Raw genomic sequence first — 13,954 nt, 5'->3', positions numbered from 1 at the left:
GTCGGGCCGTCAGAGAAGAAGCGGTCGAGGAGAATCGGGCTTCGCTTTGGCGAGTGCCGGTGAATTGAGGAAGGCACGCAGCGACTCCTGCCGGAGACACGGCCTTCGACAGGCAACGAAACTCAAACGCGGCTTTTCGTCTCCCGGCGACGCAGGTCAATGATGAAGCAGCGGGAACGCCACGAGTCCAATGACGGCGGCGGCGGTCACGATCACCGGTTCCTGCAATTTCTTGAAACGCCACAGCAGCAGCACCGTGGCGACGGCGAGCAGCGCAGTCGGGATATCGACGATCGATCGCTTCGCGATGACGAGAACGGAGCCCGTAATCGCGCCGACGGCCGCCGCCGTGATGCCGTTCACGAACGCCTTGACGCCGGGCCGGTGCCCGTATTTCTTCACGTAAGGCGCGGGAATGACCGTGAACAGATAGCAAGGCAGGAACGTGCCGAGAGAAGCGACGAGTGCGCCCGGGAATCCCGCGACCAGATACCCGATGAAGCCGACGGTGATCACGACCGGGCCGGGCGTGATCATCGCGACCGCGACGGCATCCACGAACTGCTTGTCGTTCAGCCAGTGATGCTCGGTGACGACGCCGCCATAGAGGAACGGCACGATCGCGAGCCCGGAGCCGAACACGAACGCACCTGCCTTCATGAAGAAGGCACCGATCTGAACGAGCTGCGGTAAATCGATGCCGCTCAGCCACCCGCTAGCCGCGGGAAGATGGGCAGCGGCAACGGCATTCAGGCCGCCCTTGTGCAGCCACTTCGGTGGAGCACGCCACAGCCAGCCGATCAGGCCGGCGGCGACGAACAGCCACGCGATTTCCGATTCCGTGATGAAGGTCACCGCAGCCAGGGTCAGGAAGATCGCCCAAAGGAGCTTGTCGTTGCCGACGGTCTTGGTCGTGAGCTTGTACGCGCTCATCGCGATGATGCCGACCACCGCGGCGCCGACGCCGTAGAAGACGGCCTGCATCCACGACAGCCCGCCGAAATGCGCGTACGCGAACCCGAGCGCGACCACCATCAGGAACGACGGCAGCACGAACGCGAAACCGACCAGCGTCGCGCCGAGGAGGCGGTAGTGGACGAAGCCGAGATAGATCGCCAACTGGGCCGCCATCGGCCCCGGTGCGAGCTGGGCCAGCGTGAGGCCTTCCTTGTAGTCGGCCTCCGTGATCCAGCCGCGACGCTCGACCAGATCGCGACGCATGTAGCCCGCGAGCGCGACCGGCCCGCCGAAACCCCAGGTGCCGAGACGCAGCATGTAGGCGACCAGCTCGCCCAGCGAGTAGGTCGGTTCGGTGGTGGCGACGGTAGTGGTCATGATCGGGCCGTGGTCTGGTTTTTGCCATTCGACGTGAAGTGCGCGTACAGGGCGTCGAGCACGGCGCCCATCTGCTCGAGTAACTGATCGTCGTTCTCCGTGCGCTGGCGCGTGCCGGCCATCACGGCCTCGAAGCCCACCGCTTCCGGCGCGGCGGGGCCGCCTACGTCGAGCGCGTGCACGATCTCGCCGAGCCGCATCAGCGCGGCGTCGTTTTCGAGCCCGAAACTGGCGAGTAGCACCTCGAATGTCACGCGCTCGCCGACGTGCGTGAACGTCGCACCGTCGAAATCGAAGCCGAGCGCATCGACCGGGCAATCCGCCGGCGCCGCCAGCCAGATGAAGCGGGCGCGTGCGTCGATGAATCGTTGGATCAACCATGCGCTCGCGACGCGATCGACCCACATCCGCTGCCGCGTCGCCCACGTGCGACCTTGGTACTCGTCAATCGCCAGCGGGCGAATGGCGCGGTCCGCGGCGTGCGGCTCGCCCGGCGACAGCACGGTGTCGACCAGCGCGACGAAATCCTGCAGCGCGACTTCGGCACGAGTGGCCGAATCGCCCGGGAAATAGTCGATCGCCCGGATGGCGTCGAAATCCTTGCGCAGGCGACGCAGCAGGCGGGTGAGTTCCGTGGGGGACTGCCCGGCCAGTGTCTTGCGCGCGTCGATGAGTGTTCGCGTGAAGGCCGCGTAGTCGTCGTCGCGGTCGAACAGCGCGCGGAATTCCTGTTCCTGTGACGCGTCGAGACTGGGCGCGCGCAACAGGTGGGCCGTGCCGCCGCTGTCGGCGATCGCGTCCGCGAGTTCGCGCAGGGTCGCTTCATGCTCTCCGGTGTACGGCAGCAGGTAGATGCCGTCGCGCAGCACCGCGCACCCCTTCGCCTTCAGCGCACGCCAGAACCGCATGCGGGCCGTCGCGTTTTCTGTCGGAAGGGTCAGAACCAGGAGTGACCAGATCGATAAAGTGTTCATGTAGCAAATGCTACTAATGCGTCACAACTTCTACAAGTTAACTTTTCGAGCGCTGCACACGGGGAGGGCTGCACCCGTCGTCAGCCGGCGACGGGGGATTCGAATGGTGGGCGGGACGCGTCCATTACCGCTGCGAACCAGCATGCGCCCGGTCGCCTGTTCGGCAGGCGCCGTCGCGCAAGCGAGACGTGGGGAAGGGGGAATCAGGAGTGGGGGATCGATCGGCGTGACTGCCGCGCACGCAGACACCCCTGCCGGTGCGACGGCATGAACGCTTTCTTGGTGCGGTACGTGCGGTAAACGTGCGCGGCGAGGCGTTTATGCCTGGGGTCCGGCTGCATCGGACGGACAGTGGCGACCGACAGCGGAATCCGGGTGATCCGAGATTTCAGGGTGCCCGTCATCGCGCCATGCCATGCCGGCAGGCGTCTCGCCCCCTCGCCAGCCGCCTGCCCATGACGGCGCCAGGGTCGTCATGGAAAACTGTATGAATATACAGTATAGTGTCCGTCGCAATCGAGCCGCACACGTGCAACCGTTGCGGCCCGTGCGCCGCGCCTGCGGGCATCCGCCGCAGCGTTCCGGCACCGAGCACTCTGGCTAACTCATTCAGACGGGCAGGCAAATTGTCATCCAGCAATCTGATCCGCATTCGCGGAGCACGTCAGCACAACCTCAAGAATCTCGATCTCGACCTGCGTACCGGCGAGATGACGGTCGTCACCGGCCCGTCGGGCTCCGGCAAGTCCAGCCTCGTGTTCGACACGCTGTACGCGGAAGGCCAGCGGCGCTACGTCGAGACGTTCAGCGCGTACGCGCGGCAGTTCCTCGACCGGATGGACCGCCCGCAGGTCGAGCGTGTCGACGGCGTGCCGCCGGCCATCGCGATCGACCAGACCAACCCGGTGCGCAGCTCGCGCTCGACCGTCGGCACGATGACCGAGCTGAACGATCACCTGAAGCTGCTGTACGCGCGCGCGGCCGAGCTGTTCGACCGCAAGACCGCGCGGCAGGTGCGGCACGACACGCCGGAGACGATCTACGCGGAGCTCGTCGCGCGCACGCAGGCGGACGATCCGCGCGTCGTCGTCACGTTCCCGGTCGAGCTGCCGGAAGCGGTGTCCGACGAAGAAATCGCGCAGTGGCTGTCGGCGAGCGGCTATACGCGCGTGCAGGCGCAGCGCGAGGTCGCGTCGCCCACCGGGCCGCGCAAGGTGCTCGACGTGGTGGCCGACCGCTTCCGCGTGCAGGGCGCCGACAAGGTGCGCGTGGTCGAGGCGATCGAGGCGTCGCTGAAGCGCGGCGGCGGGCGCGTGAACGTCTATGTGCTGCCGGCCGACGCCGGGAACGCGGTTGCCGAGCCGCAGGTATGGCGCTTCTCCACCGGGCTCCACGATCCCGACAGCGACCTGCGCTACGCGGAGCCGCAGGCGGCGCTGTTCTCGTTCAATTCGGCATACGGCGCATGCGAAACCTGCCGCGGCTTCGGCCGCGTGATCGGTGTCGATCTCGGACTCGTGATCCCCGACGCGCGCAAGACGCTGCGCGGCGGCGCGATCAAGCCGATGCAGACCCCGGCCTGGAAGGAGTGCCAGGACGACCTGATGCGCTACGCGGCGAAAGCCGGCATCCCGCGCGACACGCCGTGGTCCGAGCTGTCGGACGCCGAGCGCGACTGGGTCGTCAACGGGTCGCCGGACTGGAACGGCAAGTGGCAGAGCCAGTGGTACGGCGTGAAGCGCTTCTTCGGCTATCTCGAGTCGAAAGCGTACAAGATGCATATCCGCGTGCTGCTGTCGAAATACCGCAGCTACACGCCGTGCGACGTGTGCGGCGGCGCGCGCCTGAAGACGGAATCGCTGCAATGGCGGCTCGGGTCGAAAGAAAATGCCGACGGCGTGCTCGCGCCGGCCGGCCGCTTCATGCCGCGCGGCGTCGACTGGAGTCGCGCGCAGCTCGAAGCGCTGCCGGGCCTCACCGTGCACGACCTGATGCTGCTGCCGATCGAGCGCATTCGCCGCTTCTTCGACGACATCACGCTGCCGAGCGCGCTGCTCGACGATGCGCTGAAGCTGCTGCTCGCCGAGGTGCGCACGCGCCTGAAATACCTGTGCGACGTGGGGCTCGGCTACCTGACGCTCGACCGGCAGAGTCGCACGCTGTCGGGCGGCGAGGTGCAGCGGATCAACCTGACGACGGCACTCGGCACGTCGCTCACGAAAACCCTGTTCGTGCTCGACGAACCGAGCATCGGCCTGCATCCGCGCGACCTCACGCGGATCGTCGAGGCGATGCAGCGGCTGCGCGACGCGGGCAATACGCTGGTCGTGGTCGAACACGATCCGTCGGTGATGCTCGCGGCCGACCGGCTGATCGACATGGGGCCCGGCCCGGGCGAGCGCGGCGGCACGATCGTCTACGACGGCACGCCGGGCGACATCCGCTCCGCGCATACGCTGACGGGCGAGTATCTCGGCGGCCGCAAGCATGTCGCGCATGCGTCGAACTGGGCGCGCCGGGTGGTCGACGCGAACACGCCGCGCATCGTGCTCGAAGGTGCGAGCGAACACAACCTGCGCGACGTGACCGTCGAGATCCCGCTGCAGCGGCTCGTCTGCGTGACGGGCGTGTCGGGGTCCGGCAAATCCACGCTGCTGCAGGACGTGCTCTATCCGGCGATGGCGCGGCACCACGGCAAGGCGACCGAGTCGCCGGGCGCGTATCGCAGCCTCACGGGCGCCGACCAGGTCGGCGACGTCGTGTTCGTCGACCAGTCGCCGATCGGCAAGACCACGCGGTCGAACCCGGCGAGCTACGTCGGCGCGTTCGACGAGATCCGCAAGCTGTTCGCGAAGGCGCCGCTCGCGCTGCAACGCGGCTATGGCGCCGGCACGTTCAGCTTCAACTCGGGCGACGGCCGGTGCCCGACCTGCGGCGGCTCGGGCTTCGAGCACATCGAGATGCAGTTCCTGAGCGACGTCTACCTGCGTTGCCCGGATTGCGACGGCAGCCGCTACCGCGCCGAGATTCTCGAAGTGCGCATCGAGCGCAACGGCCGTGCGCTGAGCATCGCCGACGTGCTCGATCTCACCGTCAGCGAAGCGGCCGCGTTCTTCGCGACCGACGCCGAGGTGCTGCGCGTGCTGCAGCCGATCGTCGACGTCGGCCTCGAATACGTGAAGCTCGGCCAGCCGGTGCCGACGCTGTCGGGCGGCGAAGCGCAGCGGCTGAAGCTGGCCGGCTTCCTCGCCGAATCGGCGGCGGCCGTCAATGGGCGCCGGGTCGTCACGGAAGAAGCGCGCATCGCGCGGGCGAAGCTGTTCATGTTCGACGAGCCGACCACCGGGCTGCACTTCGACGACATCGCGAAGCTGATGCAGGCGTTCGGCAAGCTGCTCGCGGCCGGCCATTCGCTGATCGTGATCGAGCACAACCTCGACGTGATCCGTGCGGCCGACTGGCTGATCGATCTCGGCCCGGAAGGCGGCGACGGCGGCGGCCTCGTGCTGTGCGCGGGTACGCCCGACGACGTGAAGGCCTGCGCCGAATCGCATACCGGCGTGGCGCTGCTGCAGTACGACCGCGCAATGGATGCCGAGCTGGCGCTCGCCGACGAAGGCAAGCCGCTGCAGGCCGTGCTGAACGCGGCGCGCGAGCGGCGTGCGATCGAAGGCGAAGACGTCGTGCGGATCGTCAATGCGCGCGAACACAACCTGAAGGCGCTCGACGTCGACATCCCGCACGGCAAGTTCAACGTGATCACCGGGGTGTCGGGTTCCGGCAAGTCGACGCTCGCGTTCGACATCCTGTTCCACGAAGGCCAGCGCCGTTACCTCGAATCGCTGAACGCGTATGCACGCTCGATCGTGCAGCCGGCCGGCCGCCCTGAAGTCGATGCGGTGTACGGCATTCCGCCGACCGTCGCGATCGAGCAGCGGCTGTCGCGCGGCGGGCGCAAGAGCACGGTCGCGACCACGTCCGAAGTCTGGCACTTCCTGCGGCTGCTGTACGTGAAGCTCGGCCTGCAGCATTGCATCCACGACGGCACGCCCGTCACGTCGCAATCCGTCGAATCGATCGCCGCGCAGTTGCTGCGCGATCATCGCGGCGAGCACGTCGGGCTGCTCGCGCCGCTCGTCGTCAACCGCAAGGGCGTGTATACGGATCTCGCGAAGTGGGCGAAGGCGCGCGGCAGCACGCATCTGCGCGTCGATGGCGAGTTCGTGCCGGTCGATCCGTGGCCGAAGCTCGACCGCTTCCGCGAGCATACGATCGAGCTGCCGGTGGCCGATATCGTCGTGTCGCCGGACCACGAGGCCGAATTGCGGCGCGTGCTCGACGAGACGCTCGAGCTTGGCAAGGGCGTGATGCATCTGCTCGCGCCGCTCGACGGGCTGCACCACGCGATGCAGAACGATCATTCGACCGCGCGGGTCGGCACGGTCAAGGTGCTGTCGGTCAAGCGCGCGTGCCCGGTGTGCGGCACGAGCTACCCGGAGCTGGACCCGCGGATGTTCTCGTACAACAGCAAGCATGGCTGGTGCACGACTTGCGTCGGCACCGGCGTCACGCTCACGCGCGAACAGCGCGCCGCGTATGACGACACGGTGCTCGCCGGCGATGATCGCGGCCGCGAGCAGACGCTGCCGTCCGACGAGCAGGAGCCGGAAGGCGTGGGCAACGAGCCGTGCCCGGATTGCCACGGCACGCGGCTGAACCCGTCCGCGCGCGCGGTCACCTTCGACGCGCATCCGATCGTCGAGGTCGCGCAATGGACGGTGTCCGACACGCGGCGCTGGATCGACGGGCTGGAACTGACGGGGCGCGACGCGCAGATCGCACGCGACATCGTCAGCGAGATCGGCAGCCGCCTCGCGTTTCTCGAGGAAGTCGGGCTTGGTTACCTGAGCCTCGATCGCGCGGCGCCGAGCCTGTCGGGCGGCGAAGCGCAGCGCATCCGGCTCGCCGCGCAGCTCGGCAGCAACCTGCAGGGCGTCTGCTACGTGCTCGACGAACCGACGATCGGCCTGCATCCGCGCGACAACCAGATCCTGCTGGACGCGCTGCGCAAGCTCGGCGACAAGGGCAATACGCTCGTCGTCGTCGAGCATGACGAGGACACGATCCGCCGCGCCGATCACATCATCGATGTCGGCCCGGGCGCCGGCAAGCGCGGCGGCACGCTGGTCGCGCAGGGCGCGGTCGCGGATCTGGCCGCGCAGTCCGATTCGGTCACGGGGCGCCTGCTCGCGCAGCCGATGACGCACCCGCTGCAGCCGCGCCGCAGCGTGAGCCTGCCGGGCAAGCAGGGCGGCGCCGCGGTGCCGGACGCGTGGCTGACCGTGCACGGCGCGCGGCTGCACAACCTGCGTGACGTCACGGTCGGCATCCCGCTTGCGCGGCTCGTCGCGGTGACGGGCGTGAGCGGCTCGGGCAAGTCGACGCTCGCGCGCGACGTGCTGATGACGAACCTGCTCGACGCGGTCGGCCGCTCGGTACTGTCGTCGCCGGCCACGCGCCGCGCACGCAAGGCCGCGCAGCAGGACGCGCCGGCCACCAACCGCCGTTCGAACGTGCTCGCGCGCAGCGCGCCGAGGCCATCGCTGAACGTCACGCATGCGTGGCAGGGCTGTGAATCGCTGAGCGGCTGGGAGCAGATCGACCGCGTGCTGGAAGTCGACCAGACGCCGATCGGCAAGACGCCGCGCTCGTGCCCGGCCACCTATATCGGCGTGTGGGACACGATCCGCAAGCTGTTCGCCGATACGCTCGAAGCGCGGGCGCGCGGCTACACGGCGTCGCGCTTCTCGTTCAATACCGGCGACGGGCGCTGCCCCGCATGTGAAGGACAAGGCGTGCGCACGATCGGGATGAGCTTCCTGCCCGACGTGAAGGTGCCGTGCGACGTGTGCCACGGGCAGCGCTTCAACCCGGAGACGCTTGCCGTCACGTGGCGCGGCCGGAACATCGGCGACGTGCTGACGATGGAGATCGACGAGGCGGTGGAATTCTTCGCGCCGATCTCGAACATCGCGCATCCGCTGCAGCTGATGAAGGATGTCGGGCTCGGGTACCTGACGCTCGGCCAGCCGTCGCCGACGCTGTCGGGCGGCGAGGCGCAGCGCATCAAGCTCGTCACCGAGCTGACGAAGGTGCGCGACGACATCACGCGGCGCGGCCAGAAGGCGCCGCACACGCTGTACGTGCTCGACGAACCGACGGTCGGCCTGCACATGGCCGACGTCGCGAAGCTGATTCGCGTGCTGCACCGGCTCGTCGATGCGGGGCACAGCGTCGTCGTGATCGAGCATGACCTCGACGTGATCGCGGAAGCCGACTGGATCATCGATCTCGGGCCGGAAGGCGGCGTGGGCGGCGGCACGATCGTCGCGGCGGCGCCGCCGGAAGCGCTCGCGCAGGTGAGCGCAAGCCACACCGGGCAGGCGCTCAAGCCGGTGCTGGCGCGAACGGGGTCGGACGAAGGCGAGGCCGAGCGCGAGGGCGAAGCGCGAGTAGGGTGAGCGCGACGCTGCGTCTCGACGGCTCCGGTGCCGGGCGGTGAGTTCCCCCAGCTGACTTGCCAGCGGCTGGGGGGCACCGCGATCCGGCTCATGCACCCCTCGTCGAGGGGTGTTTTCTTTTGGTGCTGCGACATGCGCCCGGCCGACCGGTTGCGTCCATTGTTAATCCGGCTCGCATAGAGAGTTGGAAGCAGGGGGATAAGAGAAAGCGCGCCCGATGGTTAGGATGAATGCCGTTGTCCGGCGGACGATCTTCGGATCGTCCCATCATTCTCGAACGCATCAGGAGTGCAATCTTGGCGACCTATATCGTCTTCACGCATGAAAGCACGCAGGATCAGCAGGAACTCGATCTCTACCAGGACAAGGTCGGCGCGACGACCGCCGGCCACCCGTTGAAGGTGCTGGCCGCGTATGGCCCGCAGGAAACGCTCGAGGGCGACGGCCCGGAAGGGGTGGTGATCGTCGAGTTTCCGTCCAGGGACGCCGCGCACGCGTGGTATGGCAGCCCGGCATACCAGGCGATCGTTCCGCACCGCTTCAAGGGCGCACGCTTTCGGGCCGTGCTGGTCGAAGGCGTTTGACGGGGCGTGAGTCTCTTGTCGACCGTCGCGGCGAGTCTGCCTCCGGCGTGACGGTCGTGTCGCTGTTCAAGGCCTAGCTGGGTTTCCCGGCCGCACTGTCACGCAAGGTGTTGAAGCGCGAGCCGTCGGCGCCGTATCGCCCGGGCGCCCCGATTTCGCCGGTCGATCCCGACGCGGTGCACGCAGGCCGAGGCCGCGTGCGCGCAACCGCTCGACGACCGCCAACGGGCGTCGAACCGCCCAGCCTCGATCGCGCATTCCATTATGGATGCGCGCGTCATATCCATAGAAGAAATGACCGCAACGGGTCAGTCGCACGTTCTCCATAATCGACGACGCATGTGAAGTCGTCAGTCCCTTCCACGCTTTCTCGTGACCGCTTGAATCCGATGGGCTCGACGTTTTCGAGGTCGAGCGCGATGTCTCATTTCCTTTCGATTTTCGACTGATTGCGAAGGACACGAAAGTGAGCAACGTACGCATTGATCATATTGCCTTCCTGACAGCGGGAAACTACCCCGGCGAAGACGCAGCGGAGGGATTCGAGCGAGCGCTCGACCTGTTCCACGCGGGCGAGGCGCTCGGCTACGACGGCGCCTGGATACGGCAACGCCATCTCGAGCGCGCCGTCTCGTCGGCCGCGACGTTTCTCGCGGCGGCGAGCCAGCGCACGACGCGGATCGGGTTGGGCGCGGCGGTCATCCAGATGGGATACGAGAATCCGTTCCGGCTGGCCGAGGACCTCGCCACCGTCGACGTGCTGTCGCGCGGGCGGCTCAACGTCGGGCTCAGCGCGGGCGCGCCGATTCACGGGGCGCTGCTGGGCGAACGGCTGTTCGACACCGATCCGGAACGGGTCGACTTCTCGCATGCCCGCGTGGCCCGGCTGCGCCGCAATCTGGCCGGCGACTGGCTCGGTGACGAAGACACGTTCGTGGAATCGGCTGCGGGCAAGGTCCGGCCGCGCGTGAGCCCCTTCGCACCGGGCTTGACGGGGCGGCTCTGGTACGGCGCGGGATCCGCGCGCTCGGCCGAATGGGCGGCCCGTAACGGCTTCAACTTGCTGATCGCCAACGTGACCACGGGCGAGGGCACCGACAATTATCTCGACGCCCAGTTGCGGCAACTGGCGCTGTATCGCGACCATTGGCATGAAGCCCACGCACCGCGTATCTCGCTGGGCCGTGTGATCGTCCCGACCGACAGCGCGAGCGCAAAAGAGCGCGAACGCTATCGCGCGTTTGCAGACGGGCGTCATGCCCGCACGCTGGCGCCGCAGGGCGAGCGACGCACGCTGTACGCGCCGGATCTGGTCGGCCCCTCGGACGAAATCCTGGAGCGGCTGCTGGCCGATCCGGTGGTCGGACAGGTGCGGGAACTGCGTGTCGAACTGCCCTACAACCTGCCGTTCGAGAACTATCTGCAGATCCTCGACGACGTCATCACGCGTATTGCACCGGCACTCGGCTGGCGTCCCGCCGATCGGCGCGAACAAGCGGCGGCCTGAGCGGCGGCGCGGGTGCGCACCGGTGGGGCGCGCCGCGTAGTCGCGATCGATTATTTCCGCGTACCGGCGATGATCGCCTCGGCCGCCCGGATCACCGGAAGATCGACCATCCGGCCGTCCAGGCTGAACGCGGCGCCGCCGTGTTTCGCGGCTGCGTCGATCACGCGGCGCGCCCACGCCTGCTCGTCTTCCGAATAGCCCATCGCATCGTTCACGCCGGCGACCTGCGCCGGGTGGATGCACAGCTTGCCGCCGAACCCGAACGCGCGCGCACGCCGCGCATCGGCCGTCAGACGCTCGGCATCGTCGGTGCGCGTGGTCACGCCGTCGATCGGCGCCGGCAACTGCGCGCGGCGTGACGCGGCCACGAGCGCATTGCGCGCAAAGGCCAGCTCCGGCTCGTCGGACGTCGCGCGCATGCCGAGGTCGAGCTGGAAATCCAGATGTCCGAACGCGACACGCACGACCTGCGGGTCGCGCGCCAGCGCGTCGGCTGAATCGAGCCCGGCCAGCGATTCGATCAGCGCGACGAGTTGCGCGTGCTCGCCGAGCCGCTCCGCAACCTTGCGCAGCGCGCCCGCATCTTCGGACTTCGGCAGCATCACGGCCACGCGTTGCGCGGCCCAGTCGCGCAGCAGCGCGATGTCCGCGTCGTGCCAAGGCGTACCGACCGCGTTCACGCGCACGACGGTGCGCGCACGCTGCTCGGCCGTCAGCCGCGGCAGGTGCTGCGCAAGCTGCGCGCGTGCGTCGTCCTTGCTGTCGGGGCTGACGGCATCCTCGAGGTCGACGATGATGCAGTCGGCACCCGAATCGAGCGCCTTCGCGAAGCGCTCGGGGCGGGTGGCCGGCACGAACAGCAGGCTGCGCGCGTGACGGACGGGGGAAAGGGGCTTGGACATGGCTCAGATCACGCCGGCGGCGCGCAGTTGTTCGATATCGGCGTCGGTGCGCCCGAGTTCATGCAGGATGGCCGCGCTGTGCTCGCCCAGCGCGGGTACCGCGTCCATGCGCACGTCGAAGCTGTCGATCGTGGCGGGCGGCAGCAGCGCCTGCAGTTCGCCGGCCGGCGAGTCGATCGTGCGAAAGCGCTGGCGCGCGTGCAGTTGCGGATGCGTCCAGAGATCGCCGATCTGGTTCACGGCGGCGTTCGCGATCTGCGCTTCGTCGAGGCGCGCGATCACGTCCTGCGCGGTGAGGGAGGAAAACGCCTGTTCGATCACGGCCTTCAGTTCCGCACGGTGCTCCGAGCGGTGCACGTTGGCGTCGAAGCGCGGATCGGTCGCGAGCGCCGGGGCGCGCAGCACGACATCGCAGAACGTCTTCCATTCGCGCTCGTTCTGCAGGCCGAGCATCACGACCCGGCCGTCGCCGGCCTTGAACGGGCCGTACGGATAGATGGTCGCGTGCGCGGCGCCGTTGCGGCCCGGCTGCTGCTGGCCGTCGTACGCGTAGTACATCGGGAAGCCCATCCACTCGGCCAGCGCCTCGAGCATCGAAATTTCCACGTGCGAGCCGATGCCCGTGACGCCGCGCTGCAGGAGCGCGCTGAGGATGCCCGTGTACGCGTACATGCCCGCCGCGATGTCGGCGATCGAGTTGCCGGCCTTGCAGGGCTCGTCGGCCGTGCCCGTGATCGACAGGAACGCCGCCTCGCTCTGGATCAGCAGGTCGTAGGCTTTCTTGTCGCGGTAAGGGCCATCGGCGCCATAGCCCGAGATGTCGCAGACGATCAGCCGCGGGTGCTTCGCGTGCAGCGCATCGAACGACAGGCCCATGCGCGCGGCCGCGCCGGGCGCGAGGTTCTGCACCAGCACGTCGGCCTGGGCGACGAGTTCGCCCAGCACCTCCTGCGCGGCCGGTTGCTTCAGGTCCAGCGTGAGGCTTTCCTTCGACCGGTTGGTCCACACGAAATGCGACGCGAGACCGCGGGTGCGGTGATCGTACGCCCGCGCGAAATCGCCCACCCCGGGGCGCTCCACCTTGATGACGCGGGCGCCGAGGTCGGCGAGCTGGCGCGTGCAGAACGGCGCGGCAATCGCGTGTTCGAGCGTGACGACGGTCATCCCGCTGAGCGGGCCGGGTTGAGCTTTGCGAGCTTGCATGGTCGGATCGTTATTCCAGTTCGGCGCTGGCCTGCATGGCCAGCTGCCCTTGCGGGCCGCGCGCCCACAGGCGGGCGGCATGTCCTTCGAGCTTGCCGTTCACCGTGAACGGCGCGGTGTCGAACAGCGGGCTGACGGCCTTGAACTCGAAGCGGCGAATCGTCTTGCCGGGGTGCGTGCGGCGCAGTTCCTCCAGCAGCAGCATCGCGATCAGCGGGCCGTGCACCACGAGGCCCGGATAGCCTTCTTCCTGCATCGCGTAGGGCCGGTCGTAGTGAATCCGGTGGCCGTTGAAGGTGAGCGCGGAGAAGCGCATCAGCAGCACCGGATCGGGCGTGACGATGCGCGAATACTGTTCGTCCGTCGGCGCCGGGGCCGGCTGCGGTGCCGGTATGCCGGCAGTGGCAGGAGGCGGCGCGTCGCGGTACACGATGTCCTGTTCCTCGCGGATGGCCACGCCCTCGGCATCGCTCGTTTCGTGCAGTACGGTGACGAACACCAGCTGGCCGCTGCGGCCGGACTTGCTCTGCACGCTCAGGATCGTCGACCGGCGCTGCACGGGCGCATCGACGGCCAGCGGGCGCAGGAACTGCAACCGTCCGCCGGCCCACATGCGCCGCGGCAGCGTGACGGGCGGCAGGAAGCCGCCGCGCCGCGGGTGACCGTCGACGCCGATGTTCGACTGCCGCTCGCCCGGCAGGAAGTACAGCCAGTGCCACAGCGGCGGCAGCGTCGCGGGGAGTTCGGATGGGTTCGCGTAGTCCAGTGCCGCCTGCAGCAGACGGACGGGGGCCCGGGTAATCCGGTCCGCGCTGTCAACGCTCCGGCCGACCCACGCGTCGAAGGATTCGGACGGCTCGACACTCATGGTGTTGGGTGCTCGATGATTGAAGCGTCAGGCAGGCAGCCGGCGCCAGCATGTCGGGTG

Annotated in this window: 8 protein-coding genes and 1 pseudogene; 4 read left to right on the top strand and 5 right to left on the bottom strand. The window is 68.1% G+C overall.

Translation table 11 applies throughout. The features are described 5' to 3' along the window. Positions 1 to 156 precede the first annotated feature (156 nt). Together QZM35_RS14550 and QZM35_RS14545 are read right to left on the bottom strand one after the other, a co-directional pair. A complete protein-coding gene (locus QZM35_RS14550) occupies positions 157 to 1,335 on the bottom strand; it encodes a chromate transporter (protein WP_301776215.1) in 1,179 nt (392 codons plus the stop codon). Continuing rightward, positions 1,332 to 2,309: a chromate resistance protein ChrB domain-containing protein gene (locus tag QZM35_RS14545; RefSeq protein WP_301776214.1), complete on the bottom strand. Its 978-nt coding sequence runs from the start codon at positions 2,307 to 2,309 to the stop codon at positions 1,332 to 1,334. Before QZM35_RS14545 ends, QZM35_RS14550 begins: the two co-directional genes overlap by 4 nt. Before the next feature lie 626 nt (positions 2,310 to 2,935). Here QZM35_RS14545 and uvrA point away from each other — a divergent pair. The 4 genes and pseudogenes from uvrA (at position 2,936) to QZM35_RS14525 (ending at position 10,921) form a co-directional block, all read left to right on the top strand. Further along, the gene (gene uvrA, locus QZM35_RS14540) at positions 2,936 to 8,830 is read left to right on the top strand and encodes an excinuclease ABC subunit UvrA (RefSeq protein WP_301776213.1); all 5,895 of its coding nucleotides are present in this window, start codon (positions 2,936 to 2,938) and stop codon (positions 8,828 to 8,830) included. A 296-nt stretch (positions 8,831 to 9,126) separates the two neighbouring features. After that, on the top strand, positions 9,127 to 9,414 hold the full coding sequence (locus tag QZM35_RS14535; RefSeq protein WP_089429785.1) for a DUF1330 domain-containing protein: 288 nt from the start codon (positions 9,127 to 9,129) through the stop codon (positions 9,412 to 9,414). A gap of 50 nt (positions 9,415 to 9,464) precedes the next feature. Beyond that, a pseudogene (locus QZM35_RS14530) lies at positions 9,465 to 9,648 on the top strand (hypothetical protein); the annotation flags it as partial. Between the two features lie 232 nt (positions 9,649 to 9,880). Continuing rightward, a complete protein-coding gene (locus QZM35_RS14525; protein ID WP_089433780.1) occupies positions 9,881 to 10,921 on the top strand; it encodes an LLM class flavin-dependent oxidoreductase in 1,041 nt (346 codons plus the stop codon). A gap of 50 nt (positions 10,922 to 10,971) precedes the next feature. Here the strand turns inward: QZM35_RS14525 and QZM35_RS14520 are convergent, their stop codons facing one another. The 3 genes from QZM35_RS14520 to QZM35_RS14510 are packed head-to-tail and all read right to left on the bottom strand — an operon-like array spanning position 10,972 to position 13,894. Beyond that, the gene (locus tag QZM35_RS14520; protein ID WP_301776212.1) at positions 10,972 to 11,823 is read right to left on the bottom strand and encodes a CoA ester lyase; all 852 of its coding nucleotides are present in this window, start codon (positions 11,821 to 11,823) and stop codon (positions 10,972 to 10,974) included. A 3-nt stretch (positions 11,824 to 11,826) separates the two neighbouring features. Beyond that, on the bottom strand, positions 11,827 to 13,026 hold the full coding sequence (locus tag QZM35_RS14515; RefSeq protein ID WP_301776211.1) for a CaiB/BaiF CoA-transferase family protein: 1,200 nt from the start codon (positions 13,024 to 13,026) through the stop codon (positions 11,827 to 11,829). 10 nt (positions 13,027 to 13,036) lie between these two features. Continuing rightward, the gene (locus QZM35_RS14510) at positions 13,037 to 13,894 is read right to left on the bottom strand and encodes a MaoC family dehydratase N-terminal domain-containing protein (RefSeq protein ID WP_089429781.1); all 858 of its coding nucleotides are present in this window, start codon (positions 13,892 to 13,894) and stop codon (positions 13,037 to 13,039) included. Positions 13,895 to 13,954: the final 60 nt, after the last annotated feature.

The organism is Burkholderia sp. AU45274 (genome assembly GCF_030482505.1).
Lineage (GTDB): Bacteria > Pseudomonadota > Gammaproteobacteria > Burkholderiales > Burkholderiaceae > Burkholderia.
The sequence above is the reverse complement of the archived record's forward strand: the minus strand, read 5'-3'. Positions and strand labels throughout refer to the sequence as shown.